Raw genomic sequence first — 25,033 nt, forward strand, 5'->3', positions numbered from 1 at the left:
GTCTGATCAGAAACAAGAAGGAGACGTTCGTGGTCACGCAGATCAATCACTTCATCAATGGCAAGCAGGTCTCGGGAGGAACCGAACGTAGTTTTCCGGTCTTCAACCCGGCAACGGGCGCGCAGACGGGCCGTGTCGTGGCTGCCAATGGGGCGGTGGTGGCAGACGCGGTATCTGCTGCGAACAGGGCGGCACAGGGTTGGGCCGACACGACGCCTCTCAGGCGTGCACGCGTCCTCAATCGCTTTCTGCGGATCCTCGAGGATCGCGCGGGTCAGCTTGCCGACGTGATCGTCTCCGAGCACGGCAAGGTTCACTCCGACGCTCTGGGCGAAGTTCAGCGCGGAATGGAGGTGGTCGAGTTTGCCACGGCCGCTCCGCAGCTCCTCAAGGGCGAACTTACGGAGAATGTAGGTACCCGCGTCGACAGCTATTCCACTCGCCAGCCGCTCGGTGTCGTCGCCGGAATCACGCCCTTCAATTTCCCGGTCATGGTTCCGATGTGGATGTTCCCCGTCGCTCTCGCCTGCGGAAATGCGTTCATTCTGAAGCCATCTGAACGCGACCCATCAGCGTCGCTCGTCATGGCTGAGTGGCTGAAGGAAGCCGGTCTGCCGGACGGTGTGTTCAACGTCGTGCAAGGCGACAAGGAAGCTGTCGATGCGCTGCTGCATCACCCGGATATCTCGGCGATCAGCTTCGTGGGCTCCACACCAATCGCGCAGTATATCTATTCGACGGCCGCGAACACCGGGAAGCGCTGCCAGGCCCTTGGCGGCGCCAAGAACCACATGATCGTGATGCCCGATGCCGACATCGATCAGGCGGTCGATGCGTTGATGGGGGCGGCCTACGGCTCCGCGGGCGAACGCTGCATGGCGATCTCGGTTGCCGTGCCGGTCGGCGAGGGCACGGCAGACAAGCTGATTTCCGCGCTCGAACCCAAGGTCCGAGGCCTGAAGGTCGGGCCGGGTACCGACCGTGAAGCGGAGATGGGGCCTCTCGTCACGAAGCAACACCTGGAGAAGGTCCGAAGCTATATCGATGCCGGTGTCGCAGAGGGCGCAAGGTTGCTGGTCGACGGACGCAAGTTCAGGATGCAGGGCTACGAGAATGGTTTCTTCGTGGGCGGAACCCTGTTCGACCATGTCAAACCGAACATGAAGATCTACAAGGAAGAGATCTTCGGACCTGTGCTGTCGGTGGTTCGAGCGCCGGACTACGCGGCAGCCGCGCGACTGATCAATGAACACGAATTCGGCAATGGCACGTCCATCTTCACACGTGATGGCGATGCTGCGCGGGAATTCGCCCATCAAATTAAGGTGGGGATGGTCGGCATCAACGTTCCGATTCCGGTACCGATGGCCTTTCACTCCTTCGGTGGATGGAAAGCATCGATCTTCGGCGACCATCACATGCACGGCCCGGAAGGCGTTCGCTTCAATACCCGAATGAAGACGGTCACCAGCCGCTGGCCAACCGGAATACGAGCCGGTGCCGAATTCGTGATGCCGACGATGTCATGACGGCGCCTGGAAGCTGCATGTTTCCCTTCCTCCCAAACTGCGAGGGCACTCAGCGCTCGTTCTTTTTCGGGCGATTTCATTGGCCGCAGTCTTAGAGAAATGATCGAGTCTGCGCAGACAGTTGTGCGCGCGCAGTGCGGAGAGGAGTGCGATGTTTCTCCAAATTGCTTACTCGCTGGAATATGGCGGAGCTGAAGTTTCGGTACGGGCGCGATCGCACATCTGCGGATGAAGCGAACGTGCTGCTGGTGCCGTGGCGAAGCTGATCAGACTGTAGAGCATTACTTCGCGGAAGTCTTTTACTTGCGTTCGATCAGCGCCGCGCATGAGGGTTCTTGGCCGCGGGCTGCTTTGGTCTCGATAGATTACTGGAAGGCACTCGGGAGGAACGGTCCGACTCAACTACTTGCTTGACGATGCCTCGTGCTAAAGCATTAGCCGTTTCGAACCGAGCTATTCCACGGCGAATGCGAGCCCTTTCAGAAAACGTCATAGTTCGTTTTACCTTCTGGCCAGTCCGCAGCAGTACGTAATCAAGCACCGATTTGTTATGCTCAGCCATCCTGGCCGCGGCAATCCACCCGTGAGGCAAGCGTTCCTCACGCTTGATGGACCAGTACGGCGCGCGGTCTTGCCTTCCGCACCAGAGGGCGACTCGAATTGAGATGTTGACCGATCCATTTACGCGCAAGTAACCCGTTTCCTTCCGAGAGACGGTTCGGCCGCCGGCCTTTTGGATGACCGTGGCAATTTGCGAGCCGAGCTTGGCCTTTTGTTCGGCCCACAGCGGACGCGACTCAAGGAATTCATAGTTTCGCTTCGGAGTGTAGCCGATTAGCCGATACACGTTCGTCATACTGCCGAAGTGAGTCTGATAGGTGGAGGGGCAGGGAAGGCCTACCGCGCTAGCGATGATAGCAGAGCTCAGACGTCCTTCCTTGACCAGCGTTTTGCGTAGTCGGGCAAGCATCTCCTCTTCAGTGAGGTCGACACGCCGTTCCTCAATGATCTTCTTCACTTTGAGGAAGGTGTCGCGTTCGATGATCGGTTCGATGCATCCCTCGCTGGTAATCCAAAGCTCGGGAGGATTGCAGATAGCCTTCCGCCGTAGCTTGCGCGATCGACGGTTAAACGTCAGGTTCCCAATGTAGTTCTCGTTTCTAAGAACCGTGTTAACAGCTGCACGCGTCCACCGACCTCTTGTGCTCGTGAGTATCTCCTTCTGGTTTAGCTCCCGAGCGATAATCACTTCCGACTTTACTTGCAGAAACCGCTCGAAGATCCACCTCACCACGGCTACTTCCTCGGGGATGCCAGGCCGTAGTCGGACGTGATCAGTCGCGAGGTACTTCTGATCCCCTTTCTTCAGCACGCCCCGAGACTGATGGCTCTGATCGACAAGCTCTCGAAGAAGAGCATAGCCAGGGAGACCTCCGAGCTTGAAGCCAAGTCGAGCGAACCGGCATTGCGCGGCGTGGACCTTGGTCGAAAGCTCACGACTGTACTCCGCCGCCATTACGCGCTTGATATTCTTGATGATGCTGGAGAGCACGCTGCCATCATTATCAAATTGCTCCGCACAATACGCGACATTGATGCCTGCCTGTTTGCAGACGAATTCGTAGTGCGCGCTCTCGTCAACGTTCTGAAAGCGGCCCCAGCGGCTCACGTCATAAACCAGAATATGACCAAAATCGACTTCCCCTGTTTGAACGTCCTTGATGAGCTGGATAAGGCCGGCCCTGTTCTTGATGTGAAGACCGCTCTCTCCCTCATCGCGATAGGTCCGTACAATCGTCAGGCCATGGGCGTGCGCGTATGATGCAATCACTGCAGCCTGATTCTGAATCGAGTATTGCTGCCGTTGTGTCGACATGCGCACGTACTGTGCCGCTCTCAGATTGAGCTGTGATCGCGTCGGATAAGCCTTATAAATATCGAGGGCGTTCTCCATCATTCTCGCTCCCCAAGGTTACGCTGCCGCGATCAGACATCTATCCGACCCTTTCAGCAAGAATCAATTCGATAGTGCCGCAACGACCCGGCGCGCAATCTTCAGCTACGTCGCCGGCCTGTAGGGCTCCGCCGCTCATGCCGCGGCCGTTAATGATGTCGAAATCGACTTTGCGCTCAATCGGTAGTCGGCTACGGCAAGCCCGAACGCGCCACGCTCGAGATAGGCAACCGATGTTTTTTGCGACTACCCAAAGGATAATCGATCAAAGCGCGATGGGTCTGCCGGCGATCATGTTCCCCGACGCCCTCAAGAAGGCGTGGCGCCTTGTCCGTGACGGTGAAGTCCTAACCGCCAAGAAGCGCCGCGCACGGGTGAGGCTAACTTGCTGTGGGTGACCAGACCAAACAATGTCCTCCTCTTGGCGAGGCCTGCGCAGATGAAAAAAACCAACGGGGCCAAAGGGGCGACAGGGCTCGCCGTTGGTGGATCAAAGCCGTGAATAGACGTTCTGGTCACAGCGCCACCGCTCGCCGAGGATCGTCATGCTCAAACGCGCTTGCCATGCGGTTGATCTCTGCCGAATGCGCACCGGCTGACTTGGCGACGTTGCGCCATGTGGCGGTGATCGTCGCGAGCCTGCGCCAGCGTCAACCCGAAATAGTCTGATGCCGCCTCTAGCAGATCGATCGAGCAGGTGCCTTCATCCAGATCAATGTTTGTGGTCAACACGCGCCTTCACATCGCTTGGCACTGGATTGAGGTCATAGGCCGGAGACAGCGCCCAGGCGGCCTTTCCGAAACACAGGAAGCCGTGGTTGCGCACGTGGTCGTCGACATTCGAGATTAGCACGAAGACGACGCGCCGATAGAGAGCATGGGCGTCTGTCTTTCCCTGCGCGCCATGCTGCGCGAGCGCGTCGACCATCTCGGGATAGCTGCCGCGCTCACCGTCCTTAGCGCCCATCGTCGTCATGGCTGAGAGGATGTGTATGCGGATCGCACCGTTGCGATCAAAGCGACGCGATAGCATAACTGCCTTGTCGGCCACTTCGATGAGTTCGTGTTGTGGGTGGTCACGCCGGCCCGCTCCGCCAGCCGGAGCGCGATTTCCTCCCACGTCTCCATGCTGTAGTCGTCGGTCTCCTTTGGAAACTTGGCGATGGAGAGGTTGCCATGCTGGTCGATGACCGACGCCTTCGGCGGCCCCCGCCCAGAGAGGAGCCGGGCGCGAAGATGAGCTGAAGGCCTTCGTCCGTTTCTTCGTCCCGAAGAATGCGCTCCGTGATCTGGAGCAGCCGGCCAAGTTCGATCAGGGCAGGTACACTGGCGCGGATCGGCGCCTGGAAGGTGTCTTCGCCAACCCAGCGGAATCTGACTGCGCCGAGCCGCGTCTCGTCGGCGACGCTGAGCAGATAATCGCTTTCTGCAAGCGTGCGGACGGCTCGACTTTCGCGTTCGGCGAGGCGGCGTTCGGCGCGCTGCATGAGACGACGGCCCCAAGTATAAGGCCTGCTCGGTTCAGTGGATGCTATCTATCCGTCGCAGTGCTTCAGCAAGAAGCCCTCGCTGATCACGAAACCACTACGCGGGTCTGCTCAGTAATGCGAGGATGCGTTCATTTGCGCGACAAACGAAGCGCAAACTGTATTACGGGAGTTGCCTTTGCGATGATGACTGGGAACCCATTCACAAGCACGCTGAAAAGCGTTGATGTCACATCGAACGCAACCTGAAATTACACCTAATACCCCACTTCGCCTTGCTGACGCCGTGAAGATCGCATTTCCTCTGGGCGGAATGACGGTCGCCGGCTTACGACGCGAGCGCGATCGTCACCGATTGGTAGTTGAGAGAATTGCCGGCAAGGAGTTCACGACGCTGGCGCACATTGAACGGATGCGAGAGCTATGCCGCGGAGAAGCAAGGGGGCTCGACTTCAGCTCAAAGCCGCGCGTCGAACCAAATACGGAAAGATTACCCATAAAGCAACCTGGATCATCAGAGACAACGGTCGGGATGTCGGCACAGGCTGCGCTCCAGATGAAATTGCAGCCGCGGAGGAAAAGTTAAGGGACTATATCACCTCAAAGCACATACCCAAGCGAAGAATTTGCCATATAGACGATATCCCGATCGCGGATGTCCTCTCGATCTACTTGGATGCCCAACTAGACAAACTTCGCAGTCGCTTCGGCGTCGACGCGGAAAACGAAGACTCCATCCCGGACATCCGAAAGTTCAAGAAGCGGATCGAGCGGCTAAACGATTGGTGGGGCGGAAAAATGCTTGGCGAGGTCAATGGTGAGGCATGCCGGTCCTACACCAAGAATCGTAGCAGAAAGGGTGGGGCTCGTCGAGACCTCGAAGATCTCCGTGCTGCCATCGGGCACCACGCAGCCGAGGGGTACCATAGAGAGATCGTGAAGGTCTCCTTGCCCGAGAAGGGTCAGCCGAGAGATAAGTGGCTGACGCGCAACGATGCGGCCAAATTAATCTGGACTTGCTGGCGCTATCGCGAAATGCAGAAGGGCTCACGTCGGCCGTTAGACGAGACAAAGGTGCCAACGAGCAAACATCCACTCCGGCATCTGGCTCGTTTCATCTTACTGGGAATCTACAGCGGCACTCGCGCCGGCGCCATCGCAGCCGCATCTCCTATACCAGCCCTTGGTCGTTCATATGTGGATCTGGAGCGCGGCCGCTACTACCGTCTGAAGCAGGGAGCCTCGCAGACCAACAAGCGGCAGCCAACGGTTCCCATCCCATTGCGATTGCTTGCTCACCTGCGGCGTTGGCATCGGATCGATCCCGAGGCGAAGCATTTCGTTGAATACAAAGGCAAGCCGGTTCAATCGGTCAAGACGGCATTCAAAAGTGCCGTGCGACTCGCGGGGCTTGGACCATGTATTTCCCCTCACACATTGCGGCATACCGCAGCGACTTGGCTGATGCAGAGAGGGGCAGACCCTTGGCAGGCGGCAGGCTATCTCGGCATGTCGCTTGAGGTTCTGCTCAATACGTATGGCCATCACCATCCCGACTATTTGTCCGACGCCGTCGAGAAAATCGCCAAACGCGATCCAGCCAGCGAACGAAAAGCGCACGTATGTTGGTCCACTTTAAGAACGACTCGCACAAGCCTTTGATTTCGCTCGATCGCGCATTTTGGGTCCGACTCGATTTGGGCTTTAAGAACGACTCGATCCGCCCATTTCGACGATAAGAACGACTCGATTTCGTAGTTCGTTGTTTTTCCAGATTTTTCGGCCCCAAGGATTCCGCCTTGCCGGACCAGCCCGTAAGGTCCCTCCCAGCAGAGGGAGGCCGGTCATGGACACCAGAGTGCTGCCGCGGATGCAGGAATTTCAGAGGCTGAATTTCGCGATCCTCACTGAGAGCCACGGGGACCCGCGGTGGGTCGAGATCACGACGCCTGAACAGGCCGAGTTCGCCCATCGGGCCTCGAAGACGCCGGTCCATGTTCAGTTCGCCGCCGAGCGCGCCGACAACGCGGGCCGGCCCGCCCCTCATCGCTGGTTCATGTACGCGGTCGTCGATCCGATCGAAGGCGCGATCCAGGGCAACATCATCGTGGCCGCCCCGGGCCCCGGCGCTCGCTTGCGGCAGGCGGTTTGCCAGGTCGCGCCGACCTACACGGTCGGGTTCGCCGGCGCCAACCCGTATCCGGACAGCCGCGACGAGATCGATGAGCTGGCGAGAGCCGTCGGGATCCGGATCGAGCCAAACTTCGCCGGCGCTCGGATCGAAAGCAAGGCGCCGCGCCTGCACGAACTGCTGAACCTCTACGGCGCGAGCAAGTTCAAGGAAGGCTGGCTTCCGGAGTCGTTCGGCGGGCTCGGCGAGGTGGCGGCGTTGGCGCGGACCAGCGGCCTCCTGGACGAGGACGCCGACTTTCTCGTCGCCGAGATGACGTCGTACGGCGATACGGCATTCGGAGCCGAATGGAAGCCCCGCGAGGCCGACGAGGTCCTGGGAAAGGAGCGCGCGGGCGAGCTGCGTGGTCTCCTCGACTGGCTCGAGGCCACTCTGGACGCCAAGATGTATCCGAACTCTTGACGGCGAAGAAACGGTGCGCCTGTCGCCGCGTGAAGCCTAACCCCAACTCAGTCAGACGTATGACTGATTTTGTTCTTGTCATGGCCGTTCTTCCTGCGAGCTTCGACCACCGACTTCAGCACGATCCCATGACGGGATAGATTGACCTGCAGACTGTGAGGCCCGCACTTGAAGCCGCGCGTCGCCAAGGCGGCCGTAAGCTCCCGAAGAGTGACGTCCGGATTTGCCTTGATCCGACCGCGGACGAAATCGAGATGATCGTCGAAGGGATAGCGGCGAGTCCCGCGCCCCTTCTTTGCGGTCGTCTGTCCCGTCGATTTCCAGGTCTCGATCCACCATTTGACTTGCGAGAACGTGACGCCGAGCTCCTCGGCGACCAGGCGGGGAGGCCGGCCGTCGCGGAAGACAGCGCGGATGAGCTTCACTCGCGGATCGTCGGTCTCTTCCGGAAGCTCGGCCAGCCGTTTCCTGCGCGTTTCCAACAAAGTCTCGAGGACGGGCTCGACGGCGCCGCGGTGGTAGGCGAAATCCTTGTTGTCCTCGAGGGCGACGACAGGCTCGATGCCGAGCCCGGCGAGGAGCTTTCTGACGCCGCGCAGCGGCTCCATGGTCTTTTCGGCGACTTCGGCCGTGAAGATCAGCTTGCGCGCTGCAGCTTCGACCTCGGCACGCCGATAAGGCCTGGATCCCTCCCGGCCGGCCTTCAGCACGTCGGGGCGCTTGGCGACCAGGCGGTAGAACAGGGGATCGCTCAGCGCCGTCTTAAGTTTTCCTGACGGTTCCGAGATGCGCTTTCTTGGCGGAAGCTTGACGGCCTCCAGCTCGCGCCGCCGCCTCCCGCGCGATTGCGTCCAGGTTGCTCGCCGACGTTACACTATTGCGGGTCGACACGTCGCTGCACTGCGTGGTACTCGGTTGTCTGCCAATGAACCGGAATCGCCGAGTGACCCAGTCAGCCCTCAAATTTGGCCATGCGTTGCCGCGCTCGCTGCGCGGTGCGATGACCATTTTCGTGCTGGCGATGTACCTGATCGCTGGCGTGCTGCACGGCGTGTGCGACTTGGACGTCACGAATTCGTCGTCCAAATCCGTCATCTCGCTTGCCGAAAAAGGTGCTGGTCATTCCGACAAGGGCTCCTTGGCGGACCATCATTGTCACGGCTGTTTCTCCGTCTCCGTTCCGGCCCCCGTAGTTGCGGCGGTAGCCCTGATGCCCAGCGTCAAGGTGGTGCCCATGCTGCAGATCACTCGGCGCGGTTTGCCGCCCGGGATCGACCCGCCGCCCCCGAAGTCCCTGACCTGAAAATGACCGCTGGGCGTATCGCGCCCTGATTCCGTCTTTCGTCAGGTTTTCACCATGTTTTCCAAGTGCGTCACGCGTTTCGCGTGCGCGATGGCGTTGCTGGTCAGCCCATGGCTGACGGCGGTGTCGCATTCGCAGAGCCTCAACATGGGGGCGGCGTTGCAGCGCGCGCTTGCGACCAGCCCGCGTCTGACCGCCGCTGAGCGCGACATCGGGATCGCGACCGGCCAGCGCATTCAGGCGGGAGCGCTCCTCAATCCGGAACTGTCCTACGAACAGGATAATTCCTTCGGTTCGGGCATCTATCGCGGCACGAAGTCGGCCGAGACGACGCTGCAGATCAGCCAGCTCTTCGAGCTGTTCGGCAAGCGCGAGGCGCGGATCGCGGCCGGCCAGGCGGGTGTCGACGGCGCGGCCATCGAGCGCAAGGCAGTACGCCTGCAGATCCTGTCGGAAACGGCCATCGCCTTCCTCAACGTGCTGGGCCTGCAGCGGCGGATTCAGATTCTGGACGAGCAGGTCGCCGCCCTCGAGCGTCTGACCCCGCTGCTCCAGCGTCGGGTCGACGCCGGCGCGTCGTCGCCCGCCGAGACCGGCCGCGCGGAAGTCGCTGCGGCGCTGGTGAAGGCCGATCGCGAGCGTACCAAGGCCAATCTCTCGAGCGCGCGTCGCGAACTGGCGGTCCTGATGGGCGATACCTCGCCGAAGTTCGCCAGCGTCTCCGGACGGCTGGACGCGACCACGCGCGCGCCCTCGTTCCAGTCGGTGATCGCCGCCATCGATGCGAACCCGCAACTGGTGAGATGGAACGCGATCTACGCGCAGCGCAACGCCGAGCTTCTGCTTGCGCGTCTGAAGCCATATCCGGACGTCCGTCTCGCTGCGGGCTGGCGTCATTTCAACGAGACCAACGACGACGCGGTCCGGTTGACGCTCTCGGTGCCGATCCCTGTGTTCGACCAGAACAAGGGCAACATCCTCTCCGCTCAGGAAAGCCTCGCCAAGACGCGGGCGGAGCGAGAGGCGAACCGCAACACGCTGATCGTCGTGGCGGGGCGGGCCTACGACAACGTTCAGGGCTCGCTGCGGGAACTTGCGATCCTTCGCGACTCCGGCATCCCCAAGGCCCAAGCCGCCGCCAACGAGATCGAGCAGGGCTACGGTGCCGGGCGCTTCACCTTGCTCGAAGTTCTCGACGCACAGGCCAACGTCACCCAGGCGCGTCTGCGCGAGCAGGAGGCGCTGCAGAACTACCATGTCGCAGTTGCCACGATCGAAGGACTCGTCGGCAACCCCTTCGCTCTGGCGCGGGAGAGCGCACGATGAGAAATTCGAGCGCGATCGTCCTCGCACTGGTCGCTGCCGCCGCAGGTGCCTTCGGGTATCGCTGGCTGACGCCCAAGGACGCACCCGCAGCGACCCAGCAGACAGCGAAGCAGGAAGGCAACGCGGCCAAGGAGGAGAAGGCGGGCAACGAGCACGTTGAGAAGGACGAGCACGGGGCCGACCGCATCGTGATCAGCGACGTCAAGCTTGCGGCCGCGGGTGCCACCTTCGCCGAAGCCGGGCCGGCTACCCTGACCGAGACACTGTCGTTCAACGGTGTGCTGCGCGCCAATCAGGAGACCGTGGTTCAGGTCACCCCGCGCTTCCCGGGCATCGCGCGTGCGATCAAGAGGCGGATCGGGGACGTCGTCGGCAAGGACGAGCTGCTGGCGTCCATCGAGAGCAACCAAAGCCTCACCGTGTACGACCTCAAGTCACCGATCGGCGGCACGATCATCGATCGGCAGATCTCGCTGGGCGAATACGTCTCCGAGCAAAAGCCGGCCTTCGTCGTCGCGGATCTCTCGACGATCTGGGTCGACCTGTCGATCTACCGTCAGGATCTCAGGCGCGTCCGGATCGGAGACGAGGTGCTGATCGATCCGGACGACGGAAGGGGCGAGATCAAGGGCAAGATCTCCTACCTCGCGCCCGTCGGCATCAGCGAGACGCAGACCGCGCTCGCGCGCGTGGTGCTACCGAACGCCGACGGACGTCTCAGACCAGGCCTCTTCGTGACCGCGCGCCTGGTACTCGCCGCCCGGGCCGTGGCGGTCGCCGTGCGGGCCGGTGCGATCCAGACGCTGGAAAACAAGACCGTCGTATTCGTGCGCGAGGAAGGCGACAAGATCGAAGCCCGTCCCGTGGAACTCGGCGAATCCGACCCCAAGTCCGTCGAGATCAGGGCCGGATTGTCCGCCGGCGAGCGCTACGTCGCCGAGAACAGTTTTGTCGTGAAGGCAGAGATGGGCAAGGGAGACGCCGATCATGATTGATGCGGTCCTCGCCTTTTCGATCCGTCAGCGCTGGCTGGTTGTCCTCTTTGTGCTCTGTGCGGCCATCTTCGGCGCATGGAATTTCACGCGTCTGCCGATCGATGCGGTCCCTGACATCACCAATGTCCAGGTGCAGATCAATACCAACGCGCCCGGTCTGTCGCCGCTCGAAGCCGAACAACGCATCACCTTTCCGATCGAAACCGCGATGGGCGGATTGCCCAGGCTCGACTACACGCGATCGCTCTCGCGATACGGACTGAGCCAGGTCACAGTGGTGTTCGAGGACGGCACCGACATCTATTTCGCACGTCAGCTCGTCAACGAGCGCATCCAGCAAGTCAAGGACCAGTTGCCGCCTGGAACTGAGGTCGCGATGGGCCCGATCTCGACGGGTCTCGGCGAAATCTACTCCTATACGGTGAGTGCCGAGGCAGGAAAGGCGCCCGGGGGCAGGGACTACACGCCGACAGAACTCAGGACGATCCAGGATTGGATCATCAAGCCGCAGCTCCGAACCGTGCCGGGCGTCGTCGAAGTCAATTCTATCGGCGGCTACGTACGGCAATTCCACGTGCTCCCGAATCCAGGCCGGCTGATGGCCTACAACTTCGGCTTCCGTGACGTCCTGACGGCTCTTGCAACGAACAACGCCAATGTCGGCGCCGGCTACATCGAGAAGAACGGCGAGCAATACCTCGTCCGTGCGCCCGGTCAGGTCGCGACGTCAGATGAGATCCGCGACATCGTGGTCGGCTCGCGTGGCGGCGTACCGGTTCGCATTCGGGACGTGGCGGATGTCGACGAGGGTAAGGAATTGCGGACGGGCGCAGCATCCGTCGATGGCAAGGAGACGGTGCTGGGCACAGCGATGCTGTTGATCGGCGAGAACAGCCGAACAGTGGCCCAAAGAATCGCGGTGAGGCTTCGTCAGATTGCCAGGTCGCTGCCTGAGGGCGTTATTGCTCGGGCGGTTTACGATCGCACGCATCTGGTGGAAGCCACGATCGAGACCGTTGAGAAGAATTTGTTGGAAGGTGCGGCACTCGTCATTGCCGTCCTCTTCCTGATCCTCGGCAACATCCGCGCGGCGATTATCACCGCCTGCGTCATCCCGCTTTCGATGCTGCTGACGATCACGGGCATGGTCGAGAGCAAGGTCAGCGCCAACCTCATGAGCCTTGGCGCAATCGACTTCGGCATCATCGTCGACGGCGCCGTGATCATCGTCGAAAACTGCCTCCGGCTGCTCGGGCGGGAGCAGCACCAGCGCGGACGCCTGCTCTCGCTCGAAGAGCGGATGGAGACGATCCGCGCCGGCGCGAGCGAGGTTATCAAGCCGAGCCTGTTCGGCACGCTCATCATCGCTGTCGTCTATTTGCCCGTGCTGACCTTGACGGGCACCGAAGGCAAGATGTTCACGCCGATGGCCCTCACAGTGCTCATGGCGCTGACTGGTGCGGCCTTGTTCTCCATCACTTTCGTGCCCGCTGCAATCGCCATCGTCGTCAGTGGCAAGGTCTCGGAAAAGGAGAACATCTTCATGCGCGGTGCGAAGCGCATCTACGTTCCGCTTTTGCATCAGGCGATCCGCTATCGAGGCAGCGTCGCCGTCGGCGCCGTGTTGATCATCGCCGGGAGCCTACTCTCGGCAACCCGCATGGGGGGAGAGTTCATTCCGAGCCTTGATGAAGGCGACGTGATCATCGAGACGATCCGGATACCCGGAACGAGCCTGACCCAAAGCGTCGAGATGCAGCTTCGGCTCGAAAATGCGCTGAAGCAGGTACCGGAGGTCGCCACCGTATTCTCCAAGCTCGGCACGGCCGAAATCGCCAACGATCCCATGCCGCCCAACGCCGTCGATACCTACGTTATCCTAAAGCCGAAGGGTCAGTGGCCGGATGCCGGCAAGCCCAAGGCTGATGTCGTCGAGGAGCTCGAGCGTGTCGCCAACACGCTGCCTGGCAGTTCCTATGGCATGACCCAGCCGATCCAGATGCGCTTCAACGAACTGATTGCGGGCGTGCGCAGCGATGTCGGCGTCAAGATCTTTGGCGATGATCTCGATATTCTGCTCGGGGTCGCGCAGCAAGTGCAATCAGTGATCCGCGGGATGGAGGGCGCTGCGGATGTCAAGACGGAGCAGGTTGGCGGCCTGCCAATCTTGACGGTAAAGCTCGACCGGCAAGCGCTGTCGCGCTACGGGCTCAGCGTCGCAGAGGTCCAGAACATCGTCGAGATCGCCGTCGGCGGAAAGGCCGCCGGCAAGCTCTACGAAGGCGACCGCCGCTTCGATATTGTCGTCCGCCTGCCGGAGCATCTGCGTGCCAACCTCGATGCCATCAAGGCCATCCCGATATCGCTGCCGCCTGTGCCGGAGAGTCCGTCGCTTACAAGGACCGCATCGACTGGCTCGGCGAACGCATCGCCGCGCTATATTCCGCTGTCTTCCGTCGCCGCCGTCGAGGTCGCACCCGGTCCCAATCAGATCAGCCGGGAAAACGGAAAGCGCCGGGTCGTCGTGACGGCGAACGTCCGCGGCCGCGACCTGCGATCCTTCGTCACCGATGCCCAGGAGGCTGTCGCGCAAAAGGTCAAGATTCCGGCTGGGTATTGGATCGGCTGGGGCGGACAGTTCGAGCAGCTCGTTTCCGCGACCAAGCGGTTGACGATCGTCGTGCCGATTGCGCTGGCCCTGGTGCTCCTGCTGCTTTTCATGAGCATGGGCTCCATTGCCGACGCGCTTCTGGTGTTCAGCGGCGTGCCGCTGGCGCTGACGGGCGGCGTGCTGGCGCTCCTCCTGCGGGGCATCCCCTTGTCGATCAGCGCGGGCGTCGGCTTCATCGCGTTGTCCGGCGTCGCGGTGCTCAACGGCCTCGTCATCATCGCGTTCATCGAGCGGCTCAGGCACGAAGGGAAGCCTGTGATCGAGGCCGTCCATGAGGGTGCGGTGACGCGGCTCCGCCCCGTGCTGATGACGGCGCTGGTGGCTTCGCTCGGCTTCGTGCCGATGGCGATCGCGACAGGCGCCGGCGCGGAGGTGCAGCGGCCGCTGGCGACCGTCGTCATCGGCGGCATCATCTCCTCGACGGTCCTGACGCTTCTGGTGCTGCCGGCCCTCTACGTACTCTTCCGGAAGGACTCCGGGCCGGCGCCGGCGGCCGAGGAGCCGGCGTGAAAGGAACTGCGGCAGACCACGCCGCTTGGCTAAGGACGGCATGATGACGGGTTCAAACGCAACGACTACGCGCCTGCGGGTTCAGGGAATGGACTGCGCGAGCTGCGCGCTCAAGATCGAGAACGCACTCAACCGGGTGCCCGGGGTGCGGTCCGTCGACGTGTCGGTCGCCCGCGGCACCGTCACCGTCAGCCATGACCAGACCGACGCGGCGGAGATGGCGAGCAGGATCTCGGCTCTTGGCTATACAGTCGCCGAAGGCGAAAAGACCCATGCCCCCATCGATCACCAAAAAGGTTCGGCGCCGGGACCCCAGGATCGCACCGACAGCAATCGCGGCGGCAGGGCGGCGGACCGACGATGGTGGCAGACCGGCAAGGCCAGGCTGACCTCGCATCCGGCGCGGCTCTGGCGGTCGCTTTCGCCGTCGGCAAGAGCATTCCCGCCATCGAGCGTTGGGCGTTCTTGCTGGCAATGATGGTGGGGCTTGTCCCGATCGCCAGACGCGCTTTTTCTGCCGCCGTGGCAGGCACCCCGTTCTCGATCGAGACTCTGATGACGATTGCGGCGGTCGGCGCGGTTTTCATCGGCGCGACCGAAGAAGCGGCTACTGTGGTCCTGCTGTTCCTGATCGGCGAGCTGCTTGAGGGCGTCGCAGCGATGGCCGAGGCGACCTGCTGCGTCCGGGTGCTCGCGCCGGCGAGCGGAAAGGTGCTGGCGATCGTCCAGGACAGCGAGGCGACGGTCCTGCCCGGGACGGCAGAGGTCGTAGCCGACCTGCTCTCGACCGATGCCGTTCAGATCAAGGTCGGAGCCCCCGTCCGGATCGACGGGTGGGGCGGACAGTCCACCAAGGGGAAGGTGGGTCCGGGTGGACCCCGCAGGCTTCCTGAAGGTCTCCGCCCTCGGAATCGAGGAGCAGCGGGTCCGGGTGACAATGGACTTCGCGGACCCGCCCGAGCCATGAGGCTGCTCGGCCACGTTTCCCGGGTCGTCGTCCACGTGACCACCTGGAGCGCTCCGGACGCCCTACCTTGTGTTCAGGAAAGGCGACCAGTGGGCTGTTTTCGCCGACGAGAACGGCCGCGCCAAACCGGTCACCCTCGGCCACCGAAACAACCGAGTGGCCGAGCCGCTCTCCGGGTCGGCCGGTAGCCGCCTGGTGCTGCACCCCAGCGACCGGGGTCACTATGGGGCAGAATTGCCGGGCGCTGAGAGGGACGGCAGGCCAATGGTTAATGGAACTTAAGTTGCGTTGGCCTGTAAAAGCCTAAATAAGCTGCCTTGAGATCGCGGTGTGTTATGGCTTTTTGCACAAACCAAAAATATAAATAGGAAAACTGCCTCTTATTTCGGGTTCCCATGAAGCGCAGCGATCTCAGCCACACCATCCGCGAGAGCCTGAAGCGGCTTCCGCCGCCCTACGACTCTCACTACGGGATCGTGCCGCCGGCACCCCCCGAGGACGGGGTGTTCGTCGGAGGGGCGATGAAAGCCCTGGAAGCCGCTCAAGCGGCCTTCGGCAAGGTCGACGCCATCGCCGCCCAGATGAAGGACCCCTACATCGTCAGCCGGGTCCTTACCAGACGTGAGGCAGTCAGTTCCTCATCGATCGAAGGCACCCAGAGCACTCTCGACGAACTGCTTTCGGTCGAAGAGACGGGCGACGCCGGCGCACGGGACGAAGCGCGCCAAGTTCGCAACTACGCCGTTGCTTTGGACGGATTCATTCCGAGAGCCGCCAAGGATGGCTACGGCGTCTTCACGATGGATCTGATCAAGGACCTCCATCGCGCCGTGATGAAGGACGACCCCGACTATCAAGACGTTCCTGGCGACCTCCGCTCGCGCGTCGTGTGGATCGGCGGAAACAAAGACATCGCATATTCCAGCCTGAATCCTCCCCCACCGGCCGACGTCGCCGACTGCCTCGCCCAAACCGTCGACTACCTGCGGAACGAGGGCATGCAGCAGATGACGCAAGGGTTCATCACGCGCATGGCCATCGCGCATACCCACTTCGAGGCGGTGCACCCCTTCCGCGACGGCAACGGTCGTGTCGGCCGCCTTCTGCTTCCGCTCATGATGGCGGCGGAGAGGCACGTGCCTCTGTACCTTTCGCCTTACATCGAAAGCAAAAAGGGGGCGTATTACGCTTCGCTCAAGGACGCTCAGCAGCGGCTTGACTGGGAGCCGATCATCACCTTCATGGCCGACGCCGTCACCGGCACCGTCGAAGAACTCATCCGGACCCGCACGGCACTGTCGGAATTGTCAGAGCGCTGGAGAGAGCGCCGAAAATTCCGAAAGGGATCCGCGGCCATCCGCGCCCTGGACGAACTTCACAACTATCCGGTCGTGACGGCGAAGCGCCTTGGCCAACTGCTCGATGTCTCGCCCGCGCAAGTAAATCAGGCCATCGCGCAGTTGCAGGAGGCTGGCATTCTGCAGGAGAGGACTGGATACGCGCGAAACCGAATTTACGCCGCTCCCGAAGCTCTGGCCATCATCAACCGTCCGTTCGGCGAAGAGCCCATCTTTGCCGAATTGGATGCCGACGACACCGACCTGGACGAGGTCTTGCCTGGCCCGAAGGGTCCTTGATCTCTCGCTAGAGACTACACCGAGGCGGCTGCGAACCAGCGTCCCCGGTATCCTGCAGCTTATCGCCCCGGATCGCGGGGCGGTGCCGCCGACGCCAGAGCCGACGGCGCAGTCTCAGCTTATCTGACACGCGTCGCGCCCGCCGGACGAGCAGGTCCATTTCCAGGTCGACAGCGATCGACGCCAACCGGTACGCTCCGCCGATCATGCGCGCGACTTCCTCGTCAGTGATCGGACGATCAACTTGATCGGGCACCCGTGCGGTACCGACGAACGTGCCGGTCTCGGCGTCGATGCAAGTGACGGCGGTCGTGCTCGACGGATCTTCGCTTCTGGACACGATTACATCGCAGTCCCGATAAGGTAGTTTCCGCCTGCAGGCGTTCGATCGGGACACGTCGCACTTCCTCTCTCGGTGCGCCGGAAGGCGCATCGCTGCGGCCAAGTTTCTCAGATGTGCGGGAGAAGCTCCCTTATTCTTCGATGATTGGTCGGTGCGGGTGAACGAGCGCCGCCGCCGATCATTACGATTTGAAAGGTTGCGAGCACGACGACGACGGCTTCTCTTCATCGCAAAGAATGCGTTGCTTCGAAGCGGCGGCTTCGACGAATTTCCAAGGATTCGTTCAGCAAGAAGCGAAGAGCGGCCCGTCGGGGCCGCCGGCGGCGTTCCGCCTCAAACTTCTAGTAGGCAAGCCGCGCGCAGAACCGGCAACAACGAGGAGGATTCGGATGCCGGTACTGGCGGACGAAAGGCTTGCGACGTTGGTGAGGCAGGTGGTGCCGCCTAGAACCCAGCAATGGGTGGTGCAGATCGTCGACAACCATGAAGAGGTCTGCGTGATGTTCAGCCGAAACGTTCTCCGGGTCCATCGAAACTGGTGGACCGATGTCCACGACGCCGGGCTGCATTCCGTTCTGGCCTACCATCCGTTGAGTCTGAAGAAGGTGCCATCGCAGATTCTCCGCGGTTTGTCCTCGCGTACTGTCGTCGACGTCTGGCAGGCGTGCGCGTTAAAAAAAGGCTACAAGGGACGCCTTTCGGAGAAACGCGGCTTCCTGGCGCGGACCGCAGAGGGAGAGCTCGCGTTCGCAGCAACGCGGCGGCGGCGGAATTGGATGCGCTCCGCGAAGCCAGACGCGCAATCTCCGAAAGAGCCCGTCAGGCTCGGTCTCGAGCTCAACGCGACGAGGATTATCAAGGCTTGTTGAGCAGACGTTTGACGCTCCGAAAATACGACGGCTCTTTCCGCGTTCCGCTGTCGGACTACGAACGCTGGCTGCCGAAGCAGACTGCCGAAGCCTTGCGGCTCTACGGCGAGGAAGGTGTACCGCTGCTGGTGATCGAAGGAGAGGCGTTCGATCTTGTCCCCTCGTTGAACGACCGGGACTTGGCGGACTTGATCTACCAGTTGGATGGCGACGTCCAACGCGCGCAGACCGAGACGGACGACCGGGCATTGGACCAAATGTTGGAGAGCCTGGCCGAACTCGACGCCGGTCGGGGCTATTAGGCCGCAAGCGACAGCAAGCTGACGATCATCATCACCGGCACGGTCGGCATGCTGGCGCCACGATCATGGTGGCCGGAACTCGGCGATCATCGCCGCGATCATCAGCGGCGGCGCCGATCATCGGCGGCATCATCATGATCAGCATGGTGCCGGTACTCTGATGGACATGTCGATCATCATCGGCCCCAGCATGATGACCGGCAGCATCATCAGCAGCACTAGCAGCACTAGAACAGCAGGATGGATTGACGCGCTGGCGGTTCTCAACATCCAGCAGCTGCTGGTGATCATGGATAGCTTGCGATCAGCACGAAACCTATTATCTTAGCCACGGCGAATCTTCGCGGCGTTAATGTTTGAGCTTGGTCTCCGCCGCCGATTTCCCCTGATCGGGCATCCATTTACGAAATCGAGTCGTTCTTAAAGCCCGGAATCGAGTCGCTCTTATAGCCCGAGCGAGTCGTTCTTAAAGTGGACCAACAACGTATCTGGTGCGGTTTCTGGTGCGGCGATTCAGATAAGGCGAAACAAGGCCTAATAAGTTGCTGATTTCATTGGTGGGCCCGGCAGGACTCGAACCTGCAACCAGACCGTTATGAGCGGCCGGCTCTAACCATTGAGCTACAGGCCCCGCCGCGGGACGGCCCGCGGGAACGCGCGGCTGGCAACGGTGCGCGGTTCGTTTACAGGGATGGAGGCGGGGGTGCAATGCCGAGGCGCGCGAGGTGAGACGTCGGCGCGGCATCGCGAGCGATTTCCAAATTACCGAATTTTGCGATCATGCCCTTATACGCCTGTTTTGCCCGACGGAACAAGCGTTTTTCCCGTGGTCCTGATTTTTGCTGTGGTAACCCGTTGTAATCGGGACACTTTCTACTGTGCATGGGGTTGTTTTGGTGTTTTTGACGTGACCCGCTCAGTCCACCGAGACCCCGGCGAACTCCACCACCTTCCTCCACTTCTCGGTCTCGTCAGCGACCAGCTTGCCGAACTCGGCCGGCGTCATCGGCCTGGGGATGCCGCCATTCTCGGTCAGCCGCGCCACCACCTTCGGGTCCTTCAGCGCCTCGTTGACCGCCTTGTTGAGGAGCTCGACGATCTCTGCCGGCGTGCCCTTCGGCGCGGAGATGCCGTAGAAGCCGACCGATTCGAAGCCAGGCACGGTCTCGGCGATAGCGGGCACGTCGGGCAGCGCGGGCCAGCGCTGCGGCGAGGTGACGCCGAGCGCGCGGACATTGCCGCCGCGCGACTGCTCCAGCGCGGACGGCAGGTTGTCGAAGATCAGCTGCACCTTGTTGGAGATGATGTCGGGGAAGGCGATCGCAGATCCCCGATAGGGCACATGCACCATGTCGCACTTGGTCATCGCCTTGAACAGCTCCGCCGACATGTGCACCGAGGTGCCGTTGCCTGACGAGGCGAACGAGATCTTGCCGGGATTGGCCTTGCAATAGTCGATGAACTCCTGGACCGTCTTCACCGGCATCGCGTTGGAGACGACCAGCATGTTGGTGAGCTGCATGATGCTGGCAACCGGCGTGGTGTCGCGCAAGAAGTCGAACGGCAGCTTCTTGTAGAGCGAGGTCGAGATCGCATTGTTGGGCGCGACGAACAGCAGCGTGTAGCCGTCGGGCGGCGAATTGATCGCGGCCGCAGCCGCGATGTTGCCGCCCGAGCCGGTTCGGTTCTCGACGATGAACTGCTGGCCGAGATGGTCCGACAACCACTGCGCCATGATGCGTGCGACGATGTCGACCGGTCCGCCGGCGGCAAAGCCGATCAGCCAGTGCACGGGGCGGTCCGGGTAGGCGGCGGAGGCGGGAGGGGCCGCGTTGAGAAGACCTGACAGCAAGACCAGCCCGAAAACAGCGCACCGCAAGATTCGCAACATGTCGCCTCCCATTGCCTTATTGTTTGGCGGCATGCTTTCACAAAAACCGCCCGCTGCCTACATGGCCTCAAGTCGATGTTGACGCAGGCGCAGCCGGACCGATGATGACATTCGTAAGTCGTATCCTTCTCAGTGTCGCGAGATCGGCGTGGTGAAGTGACGATCGCTCTAAGCGATCGTTATTTCTTCAGCATCGCACACGCCGGGTCCGGCGGGCCGAAGGCCTTGTCGCCGGGAATCGTCGTGAGGATCTTGTAATAGTCCCACGGATATTTGCTCTCCTCCGGCGTCTTCACCTGCACCAGCCAGAGGTCGTGCACCATCAGATTGTCATCGCGAAGCTTGCCGTGGCGGGCGAAGAAATCCTCGACCGGCGTCTCGCGCATTTTCGCCGCGACCTTGAGCGGATCGTCGGTGCCGGTCTCCTTGATGGCGTTGAGATAGTGGATCACGCTGGAATAGACGCCGGCCTGCCACATCGACGGCATCTTGTTCATCTTGGCGAAATAGCGCTTCGACCATTCGCGGGTCTTGTCATCCATGTCCCAGTAGAACGAGGTCGTCAGGAGCAGGCCCTGCGCGGCCTGCAGGCCGAGGCCGTGGATGTCGGTGATCAGCGCCAGCAGCGCCGCCATCTGCTGGCCGCCCTTGAACACGCCGAACTCCGAGCCGGTCTTGATCTCGTTCATGTTGTTGGGGGGACCTGCCGCAATGCCGATGATCTTGGCTTTGGAGGCCTGCGCCTGCAGCACAAAGGAGGAGAGGTCAGGCGTCGCCAGCGGCGGCTTCACCGAGCCCAGCACCTTGCCACCATTGGCGGTGATGACGCTGGAGGCGTCGCGCTCCAGCGAGTGACCGAAGGCGTAATCGTCGGTGATGAAGAACCAGCTGTCGCCGCCGCGCTTGACCACCGCATCCGCAGTGCCGACCGCGAGCGCGCGGGTGTCGAACACCCACTGCATCGCATAGGGCGAGCAGAACTTGCCGTGGAAGTCAGCGGTGCCGGTGGAGTGGGTGATGAACAGCCGCTTCTTCTCGTTGGCGATGTTCTGCACCGCAAGGCCGACGGCCGAGACCGGCACGTCGACGATCAGGTCGACCTGGTCGACATCGTACCAGCGCCGCGCGATCGCAGCGCCAATGTCCGCCTTGAGCTGGTGGTCGCCGATCACGATGCGGATCGGCTTGCCGAGCACAGTGCCGCCGAAATCGTCGATCGCCATCTGCGCCGCCGTCACCGAGCCCTGGCCGGTCGGCGCGGAGGCGGGGCCATTCATGTCGGTGAGCACGCCGATCTTGACGACGTCGTCGGACACCTGCGCCATCGCGGCACCCGACAGCAGCGCCGCCGCCAAGGCGGCCGCAACCGGCAGTCCAAATTTCATTGGATTCACGCTCGTCCTCCCCTGATCCGGCGCGTTGACCGAAACTTGCCGGGTACGGCCCGGCTGAATTGGTTTCTTTTGCAACTATTTGGGGGTGGGCGTCAATCTCAGGCCGCGAAACGGATTTGGCCTGCGGGCGAGGGATCGTACCCGGTCAGCTCCTCGGCGCGTTGGCACAGCCGCCGTTCGTCCAGGAACCGGATCAGAGCCTGCATGGCGGGGCGGAAATAGCTGCGCTGCCGCATTGCGAGGTCAAAATTCTCCCAGACCAGCGGCACGAAATCGAGCCCGGCCGAGCGCGCTGCCGCGCGCGTCGCGACGCCGCAATCGGCTTGTCCGGCGCGGACCATCTCGGCGAGGTCGGGCCCGGTGAGGGCCGGCGTCTCCACCCGTCGCAGATCGCGCGTCGAGGCGCCGGCGCGCTTCAGCAGCACGTCGAGCAGCATCTGCGCGCCGGTGCCTTGCTGTCGCATCGCCATCCGCGCGCCGAGCGCGAGCACGTCGGAGAGCCCCTGCAACTGCTTTGGATTGCCGGACGGCAGCACGAGCCCTTGTTCGCGGCGCACGAAGGCGACCAGCAGCGCATCATGTAAGTCAGGCGCGTCCCGCAGCGCCGTCACGCTGGCGTCGGAGGCAAGGTTGCCTTCCGCGTCGAGGCTGTGGAAGTGCACGGCGACCGCCATCACCTCGTTGCGTTGCAGCCGCTCGAGCCCGCGCGCGCTGCCTTCTGTCATCGATCCGAGGCCTGAACCGGACTCGCGGAGGCTCCAGTCCAGCAGCTCGTCCTGGCTGCCGCCCACCACCGGCGGCGGCTCTGCCGTCAGCATGCCGGCAGGGCGCGCCAGGCCCGACAGCACCCAGAGGTCGAGCTCGTGTCGCGGGAAGAGCCATTTGCCTGTTACCTTGGTGCAGGGGATCGCGCCGTTGGTTACGAGTTCGTAGAGCTTGCGTTCGCCGAGGCGGAGATAGTCCGCGGCTTCGCTGGTCGTCAGGAATTCCATCCTGCATTCCTATGCAAATTCTTGCTTCTTTTTGACGTTCAACGCAGGGGAAATTCTGCATTTCAGTTCGGGTCCGCGGGAACCATGCCTGATCATCTCGCTGCTTTGCAACACGTCCGCACGCCGGTTTTCACTGCTTTAGTGAACGATCTTAAAGCGTGCGCGTGCTTGCCGAGATTTCCCGAAAGACCTTCCCAATGGGTATCGCGTCACGAGTGCGGCGCAATCGATCATCATCATGATCGCGTCATAGCAATGGGAACCTGATATGGGCCGCCTGTCCGTCGCTTTCGCGCTTTCCTGCGGCCTCACGGCGGCCGTTGCGGCCGCGTCCGCGCAGGACCGCAGTATCGTCCTCGCGACAACGACGGCGACGCAAGAATCCGGCCTCATGGATTATCTGCTGCCGATTTTCCGCGACAAGACCGGCATCGAGGTGACGGTGATTGCGCGCCGAAGCGACGAGGTGCTCGATGTTGCCCGAAGAGGCGAGGTCGAGGTGGTGTTGATGCACGCCCGGCCGCAGGAGGAGAAATTCGTCGCTGACGGTTTCGCCAGCAAGCGCTACGACGTGATGTACAATGATTTCGTGCTGATCGGGCCGAAGAGCGATCCCGCCGGCGTGAAGGGCAAGGACATCGCCACTGCGCTGAAGGCAATCGAAGCCAAGGGTGCGCCGTTCGTGACGCGGGGCGATCGTTCCGGCACCCATGCGGCGGAGCTCGCACTCTGGATCGTTGCCGGCATCGACATCGCCAGTGCCAAGGGCGCCTGGTATCGCGAAAGCGGGCAGGGCATGACCGCGGCGCTCGATGCCGCGCGCAAGGCGAATGCCTATATGCTTGCAGATCGCGCCAGCTGGATCTCGTTTAGGGAACGCGGCGATCTCGACATCATCGTCGAGGGCGACAAGCGGTTGCTCAACCAATATGGCGTGATGCTCGTGAACCCGGAAAAATTTCCGGACGTGAAGAGAGAGCTGGGCCAGACCTTCATCGAGTGGCTGATCTCTCCGGAGGGGCAAGCGGCGATCGCCGGTTACAAGGTCGACGGGCAGCAGGTGTTCTTTCCGAACGCGGACAAATCGGGCGGCTGACGGCCGAGGTAGGAGCGGTTGCCAAACCGCGCGATGCGTGGTCCATCATGAGACATGATCCAGCGCCTGCCGCCTTCATTGACCCCGCTCGAGACCGGGCTTGCCGCACTGCTGCGCGGCGTCGATCCGGTCGTGCCGGTCGAATTGTCGCTGATTGAAGCGGCCGGCTGTATTTCCGCGGGCATGCCATTGCTGCCGGCCTCTCCGCCGCGCGACATCGCTGCAGTGGATGGCTGGGCGCTTTGCGCCCGCGATCTCGTCGGCGCGTCCTCCTATTCGCCGCTGCCTCTGGCCGGCCTTCCGGTGTGGGTCGAGGCCGGCGGCGCGATGCCGGCGGGCTGTGATTGCGTGCTCGATGTTGACGCAGTCGAGGTGTCGGGCCCGCTCGCCCAGGCGCTGATGGAGGGCGTTCCGGGACAAGGCGTCGCGCGTGCGGGCAGCGATATCGCCGAGAACGCGCCCGCGGCCGCAACGGGATGTCCCGTCGATGCAGCAGCTCTGTTGCTCGCGCGCGTTGCGGGTGCGGACAGGCTGAGCGTCAGGCGGCCGCGTCTGCGCATCGTCAACGTGCCGGGCGGAAGTGCGACGCTGCAGATGATCGCCGAGCTTTCAAGCGCGGCAGGGTTGGATGTGAGCATGCATGAAGCCGGTTCGCGCGATGCGGCGTCGATCGCAGCGGCGCTCGATGTGTCCGCCTGCGATCTTCTGCTGACGATCGGCGGCAGCGGCGTCGGTCGCGCGGATGCCGCGGTGACGGCGCTGGCTGAGCGCGGGGCGGAGCTCGCCCACGGTCTTGCGCTCCAGCCTGGACGGACCGCAGCCGCTGGTCGGCTCGGAAAGGTTCCGGTCGTCGCCTTGCCCGGTTCGCCGGCTCAAGCGCTTGCGGTCTGGGTTGCGCTGGTGCTTCCGCTGATCGATCGATTGTCGGCACGGCAACCACGTCGCACGGTGACCTTGCCGCTCGCGCGAAAAATTGCTTCCAGCGTCGGCATTGCCGAGATCGCGCTACTGGCGGAGGAACATAAAACGTGGATGCCGCTTGCCATGGGCGAATGGCCGCTGCACACGATCGGCCGATCCGATGCATGGTTGCTTATTCCCGCGAGCCGCGAGGGATTTGCTGCGGGCGAACCGGTCGATGCTTATTTGATGCGGGAATGATATGGGTTCCGGC

General features: G+C 62.2%; 18 protein-coding genes, 1 tRNA gene and 2 pseudogenes. 14 read left to right on the forward strand and 7 right to left on the reverse strand.

Annotation, left to right across the window (positions count from 1 at the left end; all coding sequences use genetic code 11):
- The first annotated feature begins 29 nt into the window (after positions 1-29).
- Positions 30-1,529, forward strand: coding sequence for a CoA-acylating methylmalonate-semialdehyde dehydrogenase (locus tag XH80_RS25530; RefSeq protein ID WP_271600933.1), 1,500 nt, complete (start codon positions 30-32; stop codon positions 1,527-1,529).
- A gap of 313 nt (positions 1,530-1,842) precedes the next feature.
- Here the strand turns inward: XH80_RS25530 and XH80_RS25535 are convergent, their stop codons facing one another.
- Together XH80_RS25535 and XH80_RS25540 are read right to left on the reverse strand one after the other, a co-directional pair.
- The gene (locus XH80_RS25535; RefSeq protein ID WP_271600934.1) at positions 1,843-3,486 is read right to left on the reverse strand and encodes a recombinase family protein; all 1,644 of its coding nucleotides are present in this window, start codon (positions 3,484-3,486) and stop codon (positions 1,843-1,845) included.
- A gap of 512 nt (positions 3,487-3,998) precedes the next feature.
- Positions 3,999-5,000: pseudogene (locus XH80_RS25540) on the reverse strand (type II toxin-antitoxin system HipA family toxin); the annotation flags it as partial.
- 393 nt (positions 5,001-5,393) lie between these two features.
- Here XH80_RS25540 and XH80_RS25545 point away from each other — a divergent pair.
- Both XH80_RS25545 and XH80_RS25550 read left to right on the forward strand, forming a co-directional pair.
- The gene (locus XH80_RS25545; protein WP_271600935.1) at positions 5,394-6,632 is read left to right on the forward strand and encodes a tyrosine-type recombinase/integrase; all 1,239 of its coding nucleotides are present in this window, start codon (positions 5,394-5,396) and stop codon (positions 6,630-6,632) included.
- A gap of 196 nt (positions 6,633-6,828) precedes the next feature.
- Entirely contained in the window at positions 6,829-7,563 is a 735-nt protein-coding gene (locus tag XH80_RS25550) for a hypothetical protein (protein WP_271600936.1), read from the forward strand.
- A 47-nt stretch (positions 7,564-7,610) separates the two neighbouring features.
- Here XH80_RS25550 and XH80_RS25555 read toward each other — a convergent pair whose 3' ends face one another.
- Entirely contained in the window at positions 7,611-8,273 is a 663-nt protein-coding gene (locus tag XH80_RS25555) for a hypothetical protein (protein WP_271600937.1), read from the reverse strand.
- A gap of 233 nt (positions 8,274-8,506) precedes the next feature.
- On the opposite strand from XH80_RS25555, the gene XH80_RS25560 reads away from it, so the two are divergent.
- The 9 genes and pseudogenes from XH80_RS25560 to XH80_RS25605 all read left to right on the forward strand — a co-directional run bounded on the left by XH80_RS25560 (position 8,507) and on the right by XH80_RS25605 (position 18,814).
- Positions 8,507-8,866, forward strand: a complete 360-nt coding sequence (locus XH80_RS25560; RefSeq protein ID WP_271600938.1) for a hypothetical protein — start codon at positions 8,507-8,509, stop codon at positions 8,864-8,866.
- A 54-nt stretch (positions 8,867-8,920) separates the two neighbouring features.
- A complete protein-coding gene (gene ihpA / locus XH80_RS25565) occupies positions 8,921-10,192 on the forward strand; it encodes a divalent metal ion exporter subunit IhpA (protein WP_271600939.1) in 1,272 nt (423 codons plus the stop codon).
- The gene (gene ihpB, locus XH80_RS25570; RefSeq protein WP_271600940.1) at positions 10,189-11,187 is read left to right on the forward strand and encodes a divalent metal ion exporter adaptor subunit IhpB; all 999 of its coding nucleotides are present in this window, start codon (positions 10,189-10,191) and stop codon (positions 11,185-11,187) included. The genes ihpA and ihpB overlap by 4 nt, the downstream gene beginning before the upstream one ends.
- Complete coding sequence (locus XH80_RS25575) at positions 11,180-14,368, forward strand: efflux RND transporter permease subunit (RefSeq protein WP_271600941.1); 3,189 nt, start codon at positions 11,180-11,182, stop codon at positions 14,366-14,368. Before ihpB ends, XH80_RS25575 begins: the two co-directional genes overlap by 8 nt.
- 43 nt (positions 14,369-14,411) lie before the next feature.
- Positions 14,412-15,035, forward strand: a pseudogene (locus XH80_RS44120) (cation transporter); the annotation flags it as partial.
- Positions 15,036-15,730: 695 nt separating this feature from the next.
- Positions 15,731-16,972, forward strand: a complete 1,242-nt coding sequence (locus tag XH80_RS25590) for a Fic family protein (RefSeq protein WP_271600942.1) — start codon at positions 15,731-15,733, stop codon at positions 16,970-16,972.
- Between the two features lie 732 nt (positions 16,973-17,704).
- Positions 17,705-18,184 carry a hypothetical protein gene (locus XH80_RS25595; RefSeq protein WP_271600943.1) on the forward strand — a complete coding sequence of 160 codons (480 nt, stop codon included), beginning with the start codon at positions 17,705-17,707 and terminating at the stop codon, positions 18,182-18,184.
- Positions 18,178-18,486, forward strand: a complete 309-nt coding sequence (locus XH80_RS25600) for a hypothetical protein (RefSeq protein WP_271600944.1) — start codon at positions 18,178-18,180, stop codon at positions 18,484-18,486. The genes XH80_RS25595 and XH80_RS25600 overlap by 7 nt, the downstream gene beginning before the upstream one ends.
- Positions 18,487-18,646: 160 nt before the next feature.
- Positions 18,647-18,814 (forward strand): hypothetical protein, encoded by a 168-nt coding sequence (locus tag XH80_RS25605; protein ID WP_271600945.1) that lies wholly within the window; start codon positions 18,647-18,649, stop codon positions 18,812-18,814.
- A 227-nt stretch (positions 18,815-19,041) separates the two neighbouring features.
- Here XH80_RS25605 and XH80_RS25610 read toward each other — a convergent pair.
- The 4 genes from XH80_RS25610 to XH80_RS25625 all read right to left on the reverse strand — a co-directional run bounded on the left by XH80_RS25610 (position 19,042) and on the right by XH80_RS25625 (position 22,763).
- Positions 19,042-19,117, reverse strand: a tRNA-Ile gene (locus XH80_RS25610).
- A 285-nt stretch (positions 19,118-19,402) separates the two neighbouring features.
- The gene (locus XH80_RS25615) at positions 19,403-20,377 is read right to left on the reverse strand and encodes a Bug family tripartite tricarboxylate transporter substrate binding protein (RefSeq protein WP_271600946.1); all 975 of its coding nucleotides are present in this window, start codon (positions 20,375-20,377) and stop codon (positions 19,403-19,405) included.
- A 179-nt stretch (positions 20,378-20,556) separates the two neighbouring features.
- Complete coding sequence (locus XH80_RS25620; protein ID WP_271600947.1) at positions 20,557-21,771, reverse strand: ABC transporter substrate-binding protein; 1,215 nt, start codon at positions 21,769-21,771, stop codon at positions 20,557-20,559.
- 98 nt (positions 21,772-21,869) lie between these two features.
- Positions 21,870-22,763 (reverse strand): helix-turn-helix transcriptional regulator, encoded by an 894-nt coding sequence (locus XH80_RS25625; RefSeq protein WP_271600948.1) that lies wholly within the window; start codon positions 22,761-22,763, stop codon positions 21,870-21,872.
- Positions 22,764-23,031: 268 nt separating this feature from the next.
- On the opposite strand from XH80_RS25625, the gene XH80_RS25630 reads away from it, so the two are divergent.
- Both XH80_RS25630 and XH80_RS25635 read left to right on the forward strand, forming a co-directional pair.
- Positions 23,032-23,859: a substrate-binding domain-containing protein gene (locus XH80_RS25630; RefSeq protein ID WP_271600949.1), complete on the forward strand. Its 828-nt coding sequence runs from the start codon at positions 23,032-23,034 to the stop codon at positions 23,857-23,859.
- A gap of 54 nt (positions 23,860-23,913) precedes the next feature.
- Positions 23,914-25,020 carry a molybdopterin-binding protein gene (locus XH80_RS25635; protein ID WP_271600950.1) on the forward strand — a complete coding sequence of 369 codons (1,107 nt, stop codon included), beginning with the start codon at positions 23,914-23,916 and terminating at the stop codon, positions 25,018-25,020.
- Positions 25,021-25,033: the final 13 nt, after the last annotated feature.

It is taken from the genome of Bradyrhizobium sp. CCBAU 45384 (genome assembly GCF_028128665.1).
Classification (GTDB): Bacteria; Pseudomonadota; Alphaproteobacteria; order Rhizobiales; family Xanthobacteraceae; genus Bradyrhizobium; species Bradyrhizobium manausense.